This is a genomic window from Streptomyces cylindrosporus, from assembly GCF_022698165.1.
GTDB classification, from domain to species: Bacteria; Actinomycetota; Actinomycetes; order Streptomycetales; family Streptomycetaceae; genus Streptomyces; species Streptomyces cylindrosporus.
This window is the reverse complement of record NZ_JALDAY010000001.1, coordinates 794280-811657: the sequence shown is the minus strand read 5'-3', so window position 1 is coordinate 811657 and position 17378 is coordinate 794280. Positions and strand designations below refer to the sequence as shown.

At 70.9% G+C, this 17378-nt stretch carries 14 protein-coding genes and 1 pseudogene; 10 read left to right on the top strand and 5 right to left on the bottom strand.

Annotation, left to right across the window (positions count from 1 at the left end; translation table 11 throughout):
* The first annotated feature begins 8 nt into the window (after positions 1-8).
* Entirely contained in the window at positions 9-860 is an 852-nt protein-coding gene (locus MQP27_RS03585; RefSeq protein ID WP_242760757.1) for a phosphatase PAP2 family protein, read from the top strand.
* Positions 861-914: 54 nt separating this feature from the next.
* On the opposite strand, the gene MQP27_RS03580 is transcribed toward MQP27_RS03585, so the two are convergent.
* Positions 915-2486 (bottom strand): amidohydrolase, encoded by a 1572-nt coding sequence (locus MQP27_RS03580; RefSeq protein ID WP_242760756.1) that lies wholly within the window; start codon positions 2484-2486, stop codon positions 915-917.
* Positions 2487-2517: 31 nt separating this feature from the next.
* A complete protein-coding gene (locus MQP27_RS03575) occupies positions 2518-3975 on the bottom strand; it encodes an APC family permease (RefSeq protein ID WP_242760755.1) in 1458 nt (485 codons plus the stop codon).
* 121 nt (positions 3976-4096) lie between these two features.
* Here MQP27_RS03575 and MQP27_RS03570 point away from each other — a divergent pair, with 121 nt between their 5' ends.
* Entirely contained in the window at positions 4097-4708 is a 612-nt protein-coding gene (locus MQP27_RS03570) for a TetR/AcrR family transcriptional regulator C-terminal domain-containing protein (protein ID WP_242760754.1), read from the top strand.
* 7 nt (positions 4709-4715) lie between these two features.
* On the opposite strand, the gene MQP27_RS03565 is transcribed toward MQP27_RS03570, so the two are convergent.
* The gene (locus MQP27_RS03565) at positions 4716-7706 is read right to left on the bottom strand and encodes a bifunctional [glutamine synthetase] adenylyltransferase/[glutamine synthetase]-adenylyl-L-tyrosine phosphorylase (RefSeq protein ID WP_242760753.1); all 2991 of its coding nucleotides are present in this window, start codon (positions 7704-7706) and stop codon (positions 4716-4718) included.
* Between the two features lie 129 nt (positions 7707-7835).
* Between MQP27_RS03565 and MQP27_RS03560 the strand changes: the two are divergent.
* The 5 genes and pseudogenes from MQP27_RS03560 to MQP27_RS03540 all read left to right on the top strand — a co-directional run.
* Positions 7836-7937: pseudogene (locus tag MQP27_RS03560) on the top strand (pyridoxamine 5'-phosphate oxidase family protein); the annotation flags it as partial.
* A gap of 36 nt (positions 7938-7973) precedes the next feature.
* Entirely contained in the window at positions 7974-8414 is a 441-nt protein-coding gene (locus MQP27_RS03555) for a VOC family protein (RefSeq protein ID WP_242760752.1), read from the top strand.
* Positions 8415-8554: 140 nt separating this feature from the next.
* Positions 8555-9448 carry an alkaline phosphatase family protein gene (locus MQP27_RS03550; RefSeq protein ID WP_242760751.1) on the top strand — a complete coding sequence of 298 codons (894 nt, stop codon included), beginning with the start codon at positions 8555-8557 and terminating at the stop codon, positions 9446-9448.
* 1 nt (position 9449) lies between these two features.
* A complete protein-coding gene (locus tag MQP27_RS03545) occupies positions 9450-10745 on the top strand; it encodes an MFS transporter (protein ID WP_242760750.1) in 1296 nt (431 codons plus the stop codon).
* Positions 10742-11764, top strand: a complete 1023-nt coding sequence (locus MQP27_RS03540; RefSeq protein ID WP_242760749.1) for a TolB family protein — start codon at positions 10742-10744, stop codon at positions 11762-11764. The genes MQP27_RS03545 and MQP27_RS03540 overlap by 4 nt, the downstream gene beginning before the upstream one ends.
* Positions 11765-11767: 3 nt before the next feature.
* Here the strand turns inward: MQP27_RS03540 and MQP27_RS03535 are convergent, their stop codons facing one another.
* Together MQP27_RS03535 and glnA2 are read right to left on the bottom strand one after the other, a co-directional pair.
* Positions 11768-11995: a DUF4231 domain-containing protein gene (locus MQP27_RS03535; RefSeq protein WP_242760748.1), complete on the bottom strand. Its 228-nt coding sequence runs from the start codon at positions 11993-11995 to the stop codon at positions 11768-11770.
* Between the two features lie 71 nt (positions 11996-12066).
* The gene (gene glnA2 / locus MQP27_RS03530; protein ID WP_242760747.1) at positions 12067-13428 is read right to left on the bottom strand and encodes a gamma-glutamylpolyamine synthetase GlnA2; all 1362 of its coding nucleotides are present in this window, start codon (positions 13426-13428) and stop codon (positions 12067-12069) included.
* 303 nt (positions 13429-13731) lie between these two features.
* Between glnA2 and MQP27_RS03525 the strand changes: the two genes are divergently transcribed.
* From MQP27_RS03525 to MQP27_RS03515, 3 genes are all read left to right on the top strand, one after another.
* On the top strand, positions 13732-14415 hold the full coding sequence (locus tag MQP27_RS03525) for a thioredoxin-like domain-containing protein (protein ID WP_242760746.1): 684 nt from the start codon (positions 13732-13734) through the stop codon (positions 14413-14415).
* A gap of 1 nt (position 14416) precedes the next feature.
* On the top strand, positions 14417-15046 hold the full coding sequence (locus tag MQP27_RS03520) for a DUF305 domain-containing protein (protein ID WP_242760745.1): 630 nt from the start codon (positions 14417-14419) through the stop codon (positions 15044-15046).
* A gap of 256 nt (positions 15047-15302) precedes the next feature.
* On the top strand, positions 15303-17240 hold the full coding sequence (locus tag MQP27_RS03515; RefSeq protein WP_242760744.1) for a S53 family peptidase: 1938 nt from the start codon (positions 15303-15305) through the stop codon (positions 17238-17240).
* The last annotated feature ends 138 nt before the right edge of the window (positions 17241-17378 follow it).

The window sequence follows — 17378 nt, the reverse complement described above, 5'->3', positions numbered from 1 at the left end:
TTGTGCCTATGGGTGACTCGACCGTGACCAGTCTGGAAGACCGTGAGCAGGCGGCCGTTCCGGACCCCGTCACGGCCCCGGGCGGGCCCGGTTTCCTGCGCCGTCTGCGCACCCCGCGCCGCCCCCGCCTCTGGTTCGAGATCCTTCTGATCGCGGTGAGTTACTGGACGTACTCACTCATCCGCAACGCGGTTCCGGAGCAGCGCGGCGAGGCGCTGCGCAACGCCGACTGGATCTGGCGGATGGAGCACCATCTCGGCATCGCCGTCGAGGAGTCCGTCAACCACGCGGTGAACTCCGTGACTTGGCTGATCGTCGGCATGAACTACTACTACGCGACACTGCACTTCGTGGTGACGCTGGGTGTGCTGGTGTGGCTCTACCGCAGTCACCCCGGGCGTTACGCGGCGACGCGGCTGGTGCTCTTCGCGACCACGGGTGTGGCTCTCGTCGGTTACTACCTGTATCCGCTGGCGCCGCCGCGGCTCATGAACGGCAGCACCTTCGTCGACACGGTCACGGTCCATCAGACCTGGGGGTCGATGGCGTCCGGCGACCTCAAGCACATGTCCAACCAGTACGCGGCGATGCCGTCCATGCACATCGGGTGGTCGCTGTGGTGCGGGCTGACGATCTTCGCGCTGGCCAAGGTGCCGTGGGTGCGGGTGCTGGGGCTGATGTACCCCGCGGTGACGCTGATGGTGATCGTGTCGACCGCCAACCACTTCTGGCTGGACGCGGTGGGGGGCATGTTGTGCCTGGCGTTCGGGTTCGGGGTGGCTCGGGTTTGGTATGGGGCTTTGCCTTATGCGTTGCCAAGGACTCCTGTGGGAATGCCGCAGTTGGAAGTGGCGCGATAGGTCGTCTGGCGGCTGACGGTCAGTTGTGGCTGGTCGCGCAGTTCCCCGCGCCCCTTAGAAGCGCCGCCTCAAGTGGCCGCCTGTAACCGTCAAGGTCACCGGGGACTCCGCTACCTCGTCCGCCGGGGCTTCCACCGGGTCCAAGCCCAAGGCCGTCAGGTCAGCCCTGTACCCCACCGCGATACGGCCCGCTCTCTCGTCCTCCCCCGCCGCCCGCGCCGCATGGCTCGTGCAGCCTTCCAGCGCCTCCAGCCCCGTCAGGCCGCCCCTCCCCGACGCCGCGCCCCGCGGAGTCCGAGCCGTCGCCAGGACCGCCCTCACGTCGTAGTGGGCGATCGGCCAGTCCGAGCCCAGGGCCACCGTCGCGCCCGCGTCCCGCAGGTCCCGTAGGCGCCAGGCGTGGGCGGAGCGTTCGGTGCCCAGGCGGCGGGACCACTCGTCCGTGCCGTCGGCCCGGGTGTAGCCGGTGTGCGGTGGCTGCATCGACGCCGCCACGCCCAGTTCCGCGAACCGCGGCAGCAGCGGGTCCGGTGCCGTCTCGATGTGCTCGATCCGGTGTCGTCCCCGGGCGCCCGGGCCCAGTCCCGCCACCACGTCCAGGACGTGCCGTACCGCCGCGTCCCCGATGGCGTGCGTGGCCGTGGGGACCCCGGCCGCGTGCAGGTGCCGTACGGCAGCCGCGTACGCCTCCGGGTCCGGCCAGAACGCCTCGGTCCCCTGGCCGTGGCAGTCCGCGTGCTCCAGCCAGGCCGTGCCGCCCTCGACGGTCCCGTCCATGAAGAACTTGACCCCGGCGACCTCCCAGTGCCGTCCCCCTCGGCCCTGCGCCGCGACCAGCTCCTCCAGCCCGGCCTCGTCCACCCCGGGCATGCACCAGGGCGCGAACCGCAGCCGCACCGGCAGCACGGTCTCCCGCGCCACGGACTCGACCAGCTCACGGTCGCCCGCGTCCATCACGTGCGCCCCGGTCAGGCCGGTCGCGGCCATCGCCGAGAGCAGCTCCAGCAGGCGGGAGCGGCGGGTCGTATACGACTCCCGTGGCATGGCCTCCGTGACCAGAGCCATGGCGGCATGTTCGACGAGGTGGCCGGTGGGGCGTCCGGTCGCGTCGCAGACCACCTCCGAGCGCTGGGCGAAGGGCCGTGGCCCGTGCACCCCCGCGGCGGCGAGCGCGGGGCCGGTCGCCAGGGCCGAGTGGCCGTCGTAGAGGCGGAGGAAGGCGGGGGTGCCGGTGGGGAGTACGTCCTCCACGAGCGCGCGGTCCACGGCCCGCCCCTCGAAGGCGTTGTGATCGAGGCCGTACCCGATCACCCACCCGTCGATCCGCTCCGCCCCCGCGACGGCCGCCCGGAGTCCTTGCACATCCTGCACCCCCGACAGATCGACACCGGTCGCCATCTCCAGGCCCCACACGGGGTGGCTGTGCGCGTCGACCAGACCGGGCACGAGGTGCGCCCCTTGCAGGGTCACGACCTCGGTGCCCGACCCGCGCCAGTCCCGCACGTCGGCCTCCTCGCCGACGGCCGCGATCACGCCGTCGCGCACGGCGACGGCGGTGGCGTACGGCCGTCCGGGGTCGAGGGTGCGGACCTTGGCGCCGGTGAGGATCAGGTCGGGGGTGGGCATGAGTTACTGAACTCCCTTGTGTGGTAAGGCTTTACGGCTGTTCGGCCGGCTCTGCCGCGAAGTCGGCGTACACCTGGGGGCGCCTGCGGCGCAGCCACCACGCGAGCGCGACGCCGAGGACGAACACGGCGGGCGCGATGACGATCAGCGCGGTGTTGACGCTGTCGGACGCGCCCGTGAACAGGTCGATGTGGGTGATGACGAGCCCTATCGCCGTCGCGAGCAGCAGAGCCGCGGCGATCGGAGCGACGACCGTGCGCACCGTGCCCTCCTGGTGGCTGACCCGGCGGAAGTAGCAGGGCACCGCGATCGCGACGAGGAGCTGGAGGGTGAACAGGCCGATCATTCCCGGGGTGTTGACCCACAGGAGGAGCTGGCTGTAGGGGTCGGCGCCGGCCGCCCAGAAGGCCACGACCACGACCGCGCCGAGAACCGTCTGGGCGATGCCGGCGACGTACGGCGAGCGGTGCCGGGGGTGGACGCGGCCCATCGCCTTCGGCAGGACGCCCTCCTCGGCCAGCGCGAGCACGTAGCGGTTGATGGCGTTGTGGAAGGCGAGCAGTGAGGCGATGACGCTGGTGACGATGAAGACGTGCATCAGGTCGGCCGCCCAGGAGCCCACGTAGGTGGTGATGGCGGAGAAGAAGAGGCCGCCGGGGTCCTTGGCGGCGGCCGCGACGACTCCCGCGTTCCCGAAGGCCTGGATGACGATCCAGACGACGAAGGCGTAGAAGAGCCCGAGGAAGCCGATGGCGACATAGGTCGCGCGCGGCACCGTGCGCTCGGGGTCCCGGGCCTCCCGCCGGTAGATGACGGTCGACTCGAACCCGGTGAAGGCGGCGAAGGCGAAGGCCAGCACCACGGCCGTACCGGAGACGAGGACGTGGCCGGGGGCGAAGGAGGCGCCCGACAGGCCGTGGGCGCCGCCCTTCACCAGCACCCCGCCCGCCAGCAGGACCAGGATGCCGGTCTCGGCCGCGAGCAGCACGCCCAGCACCTTGGCGCCGAAGTCGATGGACCGGAAGCCGCCGTAGCCGATGACGAGGAGGCCGGCCAGGGAGATCGGCAGCCAGGGGACGTCGGCGCCGAACAGGGCGTGCAGGGTGTCCTTGGCCGCCGAGGCGAGGAGGCCGTAGACGCCGATCTCCATGCCGTTGTAGCCGATGAGGGCGAGGAGGGCGGCGCCGATGCCGACGGGGCGGCCCAGGCCGCGGGTGATGTAGGCGTAGAAGGCGCCGCCGCTCTTCACGTGGCGGCTCATGGTGGTGAAGCCGACGGCGAAGACGGCGAGGGTGATGCCGGCGATGAGGTAGCCGGCGGGGGCGCCGATGCCTCCCAGGAGGATCGCGAGCGGGGCGACCCCGGCCATGACGGTGAGCGGGGCGGCGGCGGACACCACGAAGAACGCGATGTCGGCCGTGCCGAGGGAGCCGGAGCGGAGGGTCGCCGTGGCGTTCGGCGTTCTCTCCTCGGGCGTGGTGACGGACATGGGGAAGCCCTTCGAGCGCGAGGGACGGGCCCGTAAACCTAAAGGCTTTCGGTTTCGGCAATGTAGCCTCCTCGTGGGCGTACGGGAAGACCGACGAAGACCTTGGGGAGACCGCAGGACCATGGGACGGCCGCGCACACCGCTTCTCGACCGCGAGCGCATCACCACGACCGCGCTGCAACTCGTCGACGAGCAGGGCGACTTCAGCGTGCCGCAGATCGCGAAGCGGCTCGGCGCGCAGACGGGCTCGGTGTATCACCATGTGGACGGCCGGGAGGGCATCGTGGAGCTGCTGCGCGAGCGCGTGGCCTCCGCGATCGACCCGAGGACGCTGGACGGGACGCCGTGGGACTCGGCGCTGGAGGCCTGGGCGCGCTCCTACCGGGCGGCCTTCGCGGCCCATCCGAAGGCGATCCCGCTGCTCATGACCTCACCCGTACGAGCACCCCGGGTGCTGGAGCAGTACGAGCGGGCGGTGGCCCTCCTGCTCGACGCGGGGTTCGCCGCGGCCGAGGTGATGCCGCTGCTGATCGCCCTGGAGAACCTGGTCCTGGGTTCGGCCCTGGACCTCACCGCGCCGGAGACGATGTGGGAGCTGACCGAGGAGACCCCGACACCGCGGCTGGCGGAGGCTCTGGCCGCGGTGGGCGAGGGCCGGGCGGACCGGGCGTTCGAGGTGGGACTGGCGGGCTTTCTCGCCCACGCGAGGAATCTGCTGACGCCGGGCGCATAGACGCCGGCTACGCGCCGTAGAACAGTGTCTCCACAACCGCCCGAGCCCGCCGGGCGGTCCTCCGGTACGCGTCCAGCATGTCCCCCACGTGCCCGTCCGCGTACCCCAAGTACCGCCCGACCGCGGCGAGTTCACGGCCCCCGGACGGGAACGTGTCGCCCGCCCGCCCGCGCACCAGCATCACGGCGTTGCGCACCCGTGTCGCGAGCACCCAGGCCTCGTCGAGGATCTCGGCGTCCTCGGCGGAGATGAGGCCGGCGGTGCGGGCCGCGGCGAGGGCCTCCCGGGTGCGTGTCGTGCGCAGTCCCGGCTCGGCCCACCCGTGCCGCAGTTGAATGAGCTGCACGGTCCACTCCACGTCCGACAGGCCGCCGGGCCCGAGCTTGGTGTGCAGCTTGGGGTCGGCGCCCCGGGGCAGCCGCTCGGACTCCATCCGGGCCTTCAGCCGCCGGATCTCCCGTACCGCGTCGTCGCCGAGCCCCTCCGCCGGGTACCGCAGCGGATCGACGAGTTCGATGAACCGCCGGCCCAGGTCCTCGTCGCCCGCGACCGGTTCGGCCCGCAGCAGGGCCTGCGACTCCCAGACCAGCGACCAGCGCCGGTAGTACGCCTCATAGGAGTTCAGCGTCCGTACGAGCGGCCCGGACTTGCCCTCGGGCCGCAGATCGGCGTCGACCAGGAGGGGTGGATCGGCGCTCGGGATCTGCAGCAGCCGCCGCATCTCGGCGACGACCTTGTTCGCGGCCTCGGAGGCGGACTGCTCCGGCACCCCGGGGCGCGGCTCGTGCACGAACAGAACGTCGGCGTCGGAGCCGTAGCCGAGTTCGTGTCCGCCGAAGCGCCCCATGCCGATGACGGCGAACCGGGTCGGCAGGGTGTCACCCCAGGTGTCGCGCACGACCGCGCGCAGGGTGCCCGCGATGGTCGCCGCGGTCAGGTCGGAGACGGCGCCGCCGACCCGGTCGACGAGGGCGCCCTGGTCGGCCTCGGCGGGCTGGGTCTCGGTGCCGTAGGAGCCGACGATGTCAGCGGCGGCGGTACGGAACAGCTCGCGCCGCCGTACGCCACGGGCCGCGGTGACCGCCTGCTCGGCGCTGTCCGCCCGGCTGACCGCGGCGAGGACCTCCTGCTCCAGCGCGGCCCGGCCCCGTGGTGCCAGCCCTTCGTCGGCGCCGAGCAGCGCCACCGCCTCGGGAGCGCGCATCAGCAGGTCGGGAGCGAGCCGCCCCGCGGACAGCACCCGCGCGAGGTTCTCGGCGGCCGCGCCCTCGTCCCTCAACAGCCGCAGATACCAAGGGGTCTTGCCCAGGGCGTCCGAGACCTTGCGGAAGTTGAGCAGGCCCGCGTCCGGGTCGGCGGAGTCGGCGAACCACCCCAACAGCACGGGCAGCAGGGTCCGTTGGATCGCGGCCTTCCGTGTCACCCCGGACGCCAGTGCCTCCAGGTGCCGCAGCGCTGCCGCGGGATCCCCGTACCCCAGCGCGACGAGCCGCTCCCGAGCCGCCTCCGGGCTCAACCGTGCCTCTCCGGGCGCGAGTTGGGCGACGGCGTCGAGCAGCGGCCGGTAGAAGAGCTTCTCGTGCAGCCGCCGTACGACGGCCGCGTGCCGGCGCCACTCGCGGTTCAGGTCGGCGACCGGGTCGGCGCGCAGCCCCAGCGACCGTCCGATGCGCCGCAGGTCGGCCTCGTCCTCGGGCACGAGGTGCGTGCGCCGCAGCCGGAACAACTGGATCCGGTGTTCCATGGACCGCAGGAACCGGTACGCCTCGTCGAGCTGGGCGGCGTCGGCGCGCCCTACGTAGCCGCCCGCGGCAAGGGCCTGGAGGGCGTCGAGGGTGGTGCCGCTGCGCAGCGAGGCGTCGTCGCGGCCGTGCACCAACTGCAGCAGCTGGACGGCGAACTCGACGTCCCGGAGGCCTCCGGGGCCGAGCTTCAGCTGCCGGTCCAGTTCGGCGACGGGAATGTTCTCGACGACCCGGCGGCGCATCTTCTGCACGTCGGGGACGAAGTTGTCCCGCTCGGCCGCCTTCCACACGAGCGGCTCCAGCGCGGTGACGTACTCCTCGCCGAGCTCGATGTCACCGGCCACCGGCCGCGCCTTGAGCAGCGCCTGGAACTCCCAGGTCTTGGCCCACCGCTGGTAGTAGGCGAGATGGCTGCTGAGGGTCCGCACGAGCGGGCCGTTGCGCCCCTCGGGGCGCAGATTGGCGTCCACGGGCCAGATGGACCCCTCGACGGTGGTCTCGGAGCAGACCCGCATCATGTGCGAGGCGAGCTTGGTGGCGGACCGCAGCGCCTTGCCCTCGTCGGCGCCGTCGACCGCCTCGCCGACGAAGATGACGTCCACGTCCGACACGTAGTTCAGCTCGTGTCCACCGCACTTGCCCATCGCGATGACGGCGAGCCGGCACAGCGCCGCGTCCTCGGGCGCCGCCGCGCGGGCGATGGCGAGCGCGGCGCGCAGGGTCGCGGTGGCGAGGTCGGCGAGCTCGGCGGCGGTCTCGGCGACGTCGGTCGTACCGCACACGTCACGCGCGGCGATGGACAGCAGGCAGCGCCGGTAGGCGACCCGCAGCGACACCGGATCGACCGCCTCGGCGAGCCCGCGCTCGAACTCCTCGACCCCCGGATGCAGATCCCGCGGCTCGTACGTGACCAGCGCCTGCCAGTCCCGCGGATGCCGCGCGAGATGATCGGCGAGCGCGGCGGAGGCCCCGAGCACACCGAGCAGCCGGTCACGCAGCGGCTTGGCCGCTATCAGCGTGTCGAGCAGCTCCCGCCGGGCGGTGGCGCCGGGCTGCGCTTCGAGCAGCCGTACGAGCCCGACCAGCGCGAGATCCGGGTCGGCCGTGGCCCCGAGCGCGTCCAGCAGCACCGGATCATTGCGTACGGCCGTCAGCTCGGGCCCGTCCAGCAGCCGCTCGGCGGCCGAGGGATCGGTGAAGCCGTGCCGCAGCAGCCGCGTGAAGGTACTGCTCCTGCGCCCCGGCGCCGTCATCCTCGCCCTCCCGTCGGATCAAGGTCGTACTGGCCCGAGCCTAACCGCACCCACTGACACAAGCGCCTGCACAGCCACGGCCGACTTAACCGATGAGCTCCGCGGTTGTCAGGGGTCTGCCCTGTCCCCCACGGTGGCGGTCACGCGTTCGTCTTCTCGGTGGCGCCCCGCGTCGTTTTCGGCTTCGGTAAGGGAGAGCCGTTCAGCCAGACGCGGTGGCGGTTCGGATGACGGACTCGTATGACGTACGACAAAGGAGTCGTTCTCATGGACATGAGCCTCGAAGTGATCCTGCTCCCCGTCTCCGACGTGGACCGGGCCAAGGAGTTCTACCGGGACAAGGTCGGCTTCCACGTGGATCTCGACGGCGAGGTGATGGAGGGGGTGCGGATCGTGCAGCTCACCCCGCCCGGCTCGGGCTGTTCGATCGCGCTGGTCGACGGCCTCCAGGTGCCGACGGGGACGCCGCAGCCGGGGACGTACCACGGGATGCAGCTGTGTGTGACGGACGCGAAGGCGGCGTACGACGAACTGACCGCGCGCGGCCTGGAGATCAGCGAGCCGCAGCAGTTCGCGCCGCAGGACGGTGCGACGTTCATGTACTTCAAGGACCCGGACGGCAACGGCTGGGCGATCCAGGAGTACCGCCGCCGGGCCACCGAACCGCTGCACAAGGTGCTGGCCGAACTGGCCGACCGGCAGGAGTAGTTGAGGTCGAAACGATTCGCCTGACTTTAGTTCATCCGCTCTTCACCCCGCGGGTTGGGTGACGTGGGGCGGGGGAATGTTGGCGTGTGCATGCTCTGTCCGCACCGCCGCCCCCGCCCTTCCCCCCTCCGGAGGTTGATGTGTCCGGCAGTTCTGCACATACGGCGTTCCGCCGCGGCCGCACGGCCGTGGCGTCCGCGCTCGCCTTCACCGCGGCGGCCGTCGGCCTGTGGACCGGCCTCGGCGGCTCCTCGTCCGCCGCGGCCGGCGTGCCCTCCCCGGACCACGTGGTCGTCGTGGTCTTCGAGAACCACGCGTACAGCCAGGTCATCGGCTCCTCCAGCGCCCCGTACATCAACTCGCTGAAGACCGGCGGCGCCAACCTCAGCCAGTCGTACGCCGAGACCCACCCGAGCCAGCCCAACTACTACGCGCTGTTCTCCGGCGCCACCCAGGGCGTCACGGACGACAGCTGTGTGACCCCCGGCTTCTCCTCGGCCGCCAACCTGGCCTCCGAGGTGATCGCCGCCGGCGGCACCTGGGCCAGCTACAACGAGACCCTGCCCAGCCAGGGCTCCACGACGTGCAGCAGCGGCAACTACGCGCGCAAGCACAACCCGTGGTTCGGCTTCAGCAACGTCCCGACCTCGACCGCGAAGACCTTCGCGCAGTTCCCGACCGACTACTCCACCCTCCCGGACGTCTCCTTCGTCGTCCCGAACCTGTGCAGCGACATGCACGACTGCTCGGTGTCGACCGGTGACACCTGGCTGAAGAACAACCTGGGCGCGTACGCCACCTGGGCCAAGACCCACAACAGCCTCCTCGTCGTCACCTTCGACGAGGACAACCGCCTCTCCGGCAACCGCATCCCGACGGTCCTGTACGGGCAGCCGGTCACCGCGGGCTCCAGCAGCTCCACCACGTACAACCACTACGACCTGCTGCGCACCCTGGAGGACTCGCAGGGCCTGACGACCCACGCCGGCAACGCGGCCTCCGCGTCCGACATCACGGGGATCTGGGCCTCCTGACATGTACGTAGCGGACAGCCGCGCAAGCACAAGCACTGCTGCGCAGGCGTCCGCGGAAGGTACCACCCGGCGAGTCTCCGCCGGGCGGTACCGCACCGCGGTCGCCCCCACGGTCCTCGCACTCGGCACGGTCAGCCTGATCACCGACGTGTCCTCCGAGATGGTGACCGCGGTCCTCCCCCTCTACCTGGTGGCCGGCCTCGGCCTGTCCCCCCTGGGCTTCGGGCTCCTGGACGGCATCTACAACGGCTTCTCGGCCCTGGTACGGCTGGCCGGCGGCCACCTCGCCGACCGCGGCGGCGGTCGCCACAAGTGGGTGGCGGGCCTGGGCTACGGCATCTCGGCGGCCTGCAAGCCACTTCTGCTGCTGGCCACCTCCCTCACCCCCATCGGCCTGATCCTGGCGGCCGACCGCACCGGCAAGGGCCTGCGCACGGCCCCCCGCGACGCGCTGATCTCGCTCTCCTCGACCCCCGAGACCCGCGGCCGGGCCTTCGGCGTACACCGCGCGATGGACACGGCGGGCGCACTGCTGGGCCCACTGGTCGCGTTCCTGATCCTGCGGGCGACGGTGGACGGCTACGACGCGGTGTTCACGGTGAGCTTCTGCGTGGCGGTGGTGGGGGTGCTGGTGCTGGTGCTGGTGCTGTTCGTGCCGGGGGCATCACCTTCGCCACGGGTGCCGGCGACCGACACCCCTTCCCGCCCCACCATCCGTGCCGCCCTCGGCCTCCTCCGCGGGCGCGACCTGCGCCGTATCACGATCTGCGCGCTGCTCCTCGGCCTGGCGACGGTGAGCGACTCCTTCGTCTACCTCCTCCTCCAGCGGCGCCTGGGCGTCCCCGACCGCTGGTTCGCACTGCTCCCGCTGGGCACGGCGGCGGCGTTCCTGCTGCTGGCGATGCCGCTCGGGCGGCTCGCGGACCGAGCGGGCCGCTGGCGGGTCTTCCTGGCGGGACACGCGGCGCTGCTCCTGGCGTACGCCCTGCTCCTCACCTCCTGGCACGGCCCCGCGCTCCCGTACGCGGTACTGCTCCTGCACGGCACCTTCTACGCGGCGACCGACGGCGTGCTGATGGCGGCGGCCTCGGACAGCGTGCCCGAGGAACTGCGCTCCTCGGGCCTGGCGGTCGTACAGACCGGACAGGCCATGGCCCGGTTCGCGTGCTCACTGGGCTTCGGCGCGGCATGGAGCATGTGGGGCGACCGTACGGCGCTGCTGGCGTCGACGGTGGCGCTGGCACTGTGCGCGACGGTGTCCCTGACGGCGCTGCGGCCCCGGGAGGCGACGGCATGACACTGCGCAACCGCATCCTGGTACTCGCCGCGGCGGTGCTCGCGCTCGCGGCGGTGGCCGTGGCCTCGATCCTGCACGCGTCGGCGCGCGCGGACCGCCGCGACCAGGCCCAGCCGGGCGGCCCGAGCGTGACCGAGGGAAGGGTCACTCTCACCTCCCCCGGCAGCATGGTCTTCCGCAACATGGCCTGGGGCCCACACCGCGACGAACTGACCACTGTCCCCGCCGCGAACCCTTCCGGCCCGCGCACGGCCTCCGGCGTCAAGTGCCTGCGCTTCTACGCCGCTTCGGGCACAGGGGTGTGCCTGCAGGCCGTGCACGGGGCGGTCTCGGACACGTACCGGGCGCTCATCCTGGACGCGGACCTGAGGACGAGGGCGAAGTACGACGTCCCGGGCATCCCGTCCCGCGCCCGCGTCTCCCCCACGGGCCACTACGCGGCCTGGACGGCCTTCGTGGGCGGGGACTCGTACGCGGGTACGAACTTCTCGACGCGCGCGGCGATCGTGGACGTCCGAACGGGCAGACTGACCCCGTCCCTGGAGGCGTACCGCGTCGTCAAGGACGGCCACGACTACCGTGCGGCGGACGTGAACTTCTGGGGCGTGACCTTCGCCTCCGACGACCGCACCTTCTACGCGACGCTGGCGACGAAGGGCAAGACCTACCTGGTCCGAGGCGACCTGCGAACCCGCACGGTCACGACCCTCCACACGAACGTCGAATGCCCGTCCCTGTCCCCCGACGGCACGCGCATCGCGTACAAGAAGCGGGTGCGGGGCCTCCCGAAGGACGCACCCTGGCACCTGTACGTCCTGGACCTGCGCACGATGCGCGAAACGGCCCTCGCGGAGTCCCGAAGCGTCGACGACCAGGCGGTCTGGAAGGACTCGCGCACCCTGGTGTACGCCCTGCCCGGCGACTACGGCGCGGACCTCTACACGGTCCCGGCGGACGGCACGGGAAGGCCGCGGCGCATCAGCACGGCGGCCGTGTCTCCCGCGTACGTCGGCGGCTGACCCTCAGTCGCCCTGCCGCTCCGTCCGCCTTCGCTCCCTGACCTCCACGACAGCCCCCACCACGACCGACAGCGAAACGGCCAGCCACGCCACCTGGCTCCAGGACTCGCCCAACCAGAAGTGCGAGACCAAAGCGGCGGCGCCGAAGCACAGCACCACCCAGACCAACCTCACCCAGCGGCGGGCCCGAAGGGCCCGCAGCCGGCCGGTCGTACCCCGTTCGTCCGACATACCCATCTCACTACCACGAAGCCGCCCCGGCGGTGAGATGGGTGGGGCGGGAAACCCGCCCCGACCTGCCCCTACAGCACCGGCAGGTTCTTCCGCAGCTCGAACGCCGTGACCTCCGAGCGGTACTCCTCCCACTCCTGGCGCTTGTTGCGCAGGAAGAAGTCGAAGACGTGCTCGCCCAGGGTCTCGGCGACCAGGTCGCTGCGCTCCATCAGGGTCAGGGCCTCGCCCAGGTTCTGGGGCAGGGGCTCGATGCCCATCGCCCGGCGCTCCGCGTCGGACAGGGCCCAGACGTCGTCCTCCGCGCCCGGCGGGAGCTCGTAGCCCTCCTCGATGCCCTTGAGGCCGGCGGCCAGGAGGGTCGCGTACGCCAGGTACGGGTTCGCGCCGGAGTCCAGGGAGCGGACCTCGACCCGGGCCGAGCCCGTCTTGCCGGGCTTGTACATCGGGACGCGGACGAGGGCCGAGCGGTTGTTGTGGCCCCAGCAGATGTAGGACGGGGCCTCGCCGCCGGCGCCCGCCGTGCGCTCCGAGCCGCCCCAGATGCGCTTGTAGGAGTTCACCCACTGGTTGGTGACCGCGGAGATCTCCGCCGCGTGGCGCAGCAGGCCCGCGATGAAGGAGCGGCCGACCTTGGAGAGCTGGTACTCCGAGCCGGACTCGTAGAAGGCGTTGCGGTCGCCCTCGAAGAGCGACAGGTGCGTGTGCATGCCGCTGCCCGGGTGCTCCGAGAACGGCTTGGGCATGAAGGTCGCCTGGACCCCCTGCTCCAGCGCCACCTGCTTCATGACCAGGCGGAACGTCATGATGTTGTCGGCCGTGGACAGCGCGTCCGCGTACCGGAGGTCGATCTCCTGCTGGCCCGGCGCGCCCTCGTGGTGGGAGAACTCGACCGAGATACCCATCGACTCCAGCATGGTGATCGCCTGGCGGCGGAAGTCCATGCCGATGTTCTGCGGGGTGTGGTCGAAGTAGCCGGAGTTGTCGGCGGGCGTCGGGCGCGTGCCGTCGAGGGGGCGGTCCTTCAGCAGGAAGAACTCGATCTCGGGGTGGGTGTAGAAGGTGAAGCCCAGGTCGGAGCCGCGGGTCAGGGCGCGCTTGAGGACGTAGCGCGGGTCGGCGAAGGACGGGGAGCCGTCCGGCATGAGGATGTCGCAGAACATCCGGGCCGTGCCGGGGGCCTCCGCGCGCCAGGGCAGGACCTGGAACGTCGACGGATCCGGCTTGGCGATCATGTCGGATTCGTATACGCGGGCGAAGCCCTCGATGGCCGAGCCGTCGAAGCCGATGCCCTCGTCGAAGGCCTGTTCCAGCTCGGCGGGGGCCACGGCGACGGACTTGAGGAAGCCCAGCACGTCCGTGAACCACAGGCGTACGAACCGGATGTCGCGCTCCTCCAAGGTCCGGAGCACGAACTCCTGCTGCTTGTCCATCTTCCGCTTCCCCATCCTTGCTGGTCAGGCCGCCTGTCTCCGGGTCCCGCAGGAGGCGGTCGGGCACCTGAGCATCACACCACAACAGCGTTTCATACGCGTTGCCGACCATGATCGGCCGACCGGCTCCGGGCTGAACGCCTCACCAACCGCGGGTGTACTGCTCACCGCCCATCTTGCCTGCTCGCACCGACATCCGTAATGGGCGGCCCGGCAGACGGACCCACGGCCCTCCATTCTGTGCGGCGGTCCTACTAGGATCAGCGGGCCCAGCAGTCCCTTTTCCCCCAAGAAGGACACCCGATGGCCTCCGGCAACAAGCCCAGCAACGCGGCGCGCAAGGCACGTATAGAAGAGATGCGGCGCGCCGAGCAGGCCCGTGAGCGGCGCAACCGGATCCTGGTGATCGCGGCGAGCACGGTCGTCGTCGCCGCCCTGGTGGTCGGCGGGGTCTTCGTGGTGAAGTCGCAGGGCGACGACAAGAAGTCGGACACCGCGAGCGACTCCAAGGGCGGCACCTCCGGGGACTCCGGGCACTTCACCACCGCCGACAAGAACGGCGTGCGGACCTGGACGGGCAAGCTGTCCCGCAACCACGTCCAGGGCACCGTGAGCTACCCGATGCACCCGCCGGTCGGCGGCAACCACAACCAGGTCTGGCTCAACTGCAACGGCAACGTCTACACCAAGGCCGTGCACGACGAGAACGCCGTGCACGCGCTGGAGCACGGCGCGGTCTGGGTGACGTACACCGACAAGGCGAAGAAGTCCGACGTGGACACGCTGGCGGCGAAGGTGAAGCAGACGCCGTACTCGCTGATGAGCCCGTACGCGAACCAGACCTCGCCGATCGAGCTGTCGGCGTGGGGGCACCAGCTCAGCGTGACGAGCGCCGACGACCCGAAGGTCGCGAAGTTCTTCGAGACGTATGTGCAGGGCGACCAGACGCCGGAGCCGGGTGCCTCGTGCACCGGCGGGACGATGTGACGTGAAGAGGCAGCACATCGGGTGGATCGCCGGGACCGCGGCGGCGGTGCTGGTCGCGGCCGGCGCGATCACGTACGCGGTCGCCGAGGACGGCGGCTCCGGCCCGGGGACACCGGCCGCGGACTCGGCGGACGCCGGGTTCGCCCGGGACATGGCGGTCCATCACCAGCAGGCCGTCGAGATGTCGTACATCGTCCGCGACCGCACGAAGAACGAGGAAGTACGGCGCCTCGCCTACGACATCGCGCAGACGCAGGCCAACCAGCGCGGCATGCTGCTGGGCTGGCTGGACCTGTGGGGGCTGCCGAAGGTGTCGGCCGATCCGCCGATGACCTGGATGGGCATGGGCGACATGGCCTCCGGCAAGGACGGCGCGCTGATGCCGGGCATGGCGACCAACACCGAGCTGAAGAAACTGGGGACGCTCAGCGGCAAGCAGGCCGAGGTCTTCTACCTCCAGCTCATGACGGACCATCACAAGGGCGGCATCCACATGGCCGAGGGCTGTGTGTCCAAGTGCACGGTCGGCGTGGAGAAGCGGCTGGCCCAGGGCATGGTCGATGCTCAGCAGTCGGAGATCGACCTGATGGCGGACATGCTCAAGGAGCGCGGCGCGAAAGCGCGCGACTGACGTCGGCAAGGGTTCCCCGGCGATCGCAATCATGCCGCAACACTCCGGGGGCCGTCGAAATCGCCCCAAAGGCGCCGCAATTGACGCCACTTGGGGTTTCCTTGGCCTTTTCATTCCCCTGGCATGAACGGTTCATCGAAAGAGTGACCCCCATCGCTTGATCCACTGCCCGCGCCTCCGCCGCGGAGCGGGTCGTCAACGCGGATCACTGCGACGACCAACCACACATGCGAAGAACCGCATCGCAGGGGGTTCTATGAGATCCAACCGCGCCAGACTGCGCGCCGTGAGCATGGCGGCAACACTGCCCATGGTCGCCGGTGCGCTGGCGCTCGGCATACCCGCGGCGCACGCCGCGGACAACCCGGGCCGGGACGCCCTCGCGGGCACCAGGCCCGCGTGGGCCACGGCCAAGGCGGACAAGGGCGACGCCTCGAACGGCGCCCAGGTCAGCCTCCGGGTCTACCTCGCCGGCCGGAACGCCAACGGCCTCGCCGCCTACGCGAAGGCCGTGTCCGACCCGAGCTCGCCGTTGTACGGCAAGTACCTGAGCGCCAAGAAGGCGCAGGCCGCCTTCGGTGCGACCAAGGCCCAGGTGGCGGCGGTCAAGTCGTGGCTGACGGCCTCCGGCCTGAAGGTCACCGGCGTCACGCAGCACTACGTCTCCGTCACCGGTGACGTGGCCGCCGCCGAGAAGGCGTTCGGCACCCAGCTGCACAACTACGCCAAGGGTTCGAAGACCTACCGGGCACCGGCGAAGGCCGCCTCCGCCCCGGACAGTCTGAACGGCGCCGTCCTGACCGTCACCGGCCTGGACAACGCTCCGCACAAGGCGACCCACGACGACCAGCTGCCGCCGCCGGAGACCGTGTTCCGCAACTCCGGGCCGTTCTCCTCGTACTACGGCTCGAACATCGCGAGCACGCTGCCCGAGGCCTACGGCTCGAAGATCCCGTACGCGATCCAGGGCTACACCGGCAAGCAGCTGCGCGCCGCCTACGGTGCGGGCAGCTACACCGGCAAGGGCGTCCGCGTCGCCATCACGGACGCCTACGCCTCGCCGTACATCGCGTTCGACGCGCAGACGTACGCGTCGAAGCACGGCGACGCCAAGTGGTCGACCGGGCAGCTGCACCAGGTGCTGCCCAAGAACTACACCAAGACCGACGAGTGCGGGGCGGCCGGCTGGTACGGCGAGGAGACCCTCGACGTCGAGGCCGTGCACGCGGTCGCGCCGGCCGCGGACGTCACGTACGTGGGCGCCGCGTCCTGCTACGACGACGACCTGCTGGACTCGCTGAGCAAGGTGGTCGACAACCACCTCGCCGACATCGTCTCCAACTCGTGGGGCGACATCGAGGCCAACCAGACGCCGGACCTCGCGGCCGCCTACGACCAGGTCTTCCAGTTCGGCGCGGTCGAGGGCATCGGCTTCTACTTCTCCTCCGGTGACAACGGCGACGAGGTCGCCAACACCGGTACGAAGCAGGTCGACACCCCCGCCAACTCGGCCTGGGTGACGGCGGTCGGCGGTACCTCGCTGGCGGTCGGCAAGGGCGACAAGTACCAGTGGGAGACCGGCTGGGGCACCGAGAAGGCCGTGCTGTCCGCGGACGGCAAGAGCTGGACCGACTTCCCCGGCGCGTTCACCTCGGGTGCGGGCGGCGGCACCAGCAAGACGGTCGCCGAGCCCTACTACCAGAAGGGTGTCGTCCCGAACGCGCTCGCCACGGCCAACAGCGCCGCCGGCAACCGCGTCGTGCCCGACATCTCGGCGGTCGCCGACCCGAACACCGGCTTCAAGGTGGGCCAGACCCAGACCCTCCCGGACGGGACCCTGGGCTACGACGAGTACCGCATCGGCGGCACCTCGCTCGCCGCTCCGGTGATCGCGGCCGTGCAGGCCCTGGCCCAGGAGGCGCGCGGCGGCAAGGCGATCGGTTTCGCCAACCCGCTGATCTACTCCAAGTACGGGTCGAAGGCGTACCACGACGTGACCGACAACCCGACGGGCTCCGGCCTGGCGGAGGCCCGCGTGGACTTCGCCAACGGCTACGACGCCACGGACGGTCTGATCACCTCGGTCCGCAGCCTCGGCAAGGACAGCTCGCTGTCCGCGGTCAAGGGCTACGACGACGTCACCGGCGTGGGCACGCCCGCGAACGGCTACGTCACCTCGTTCGGCCGCCGCTGAGTCACCGACTCACGGATTCACTGAGAACCGCCCGCGGTCTCCCTTCGGGGGCCGCGGGCGGTTCTTTGCGTGCGCGGAAGACGGGAAAGGCGCGGAAAACAAGAAAGGCAAGGAGGACTTCCACTCCTTGCCACTCTC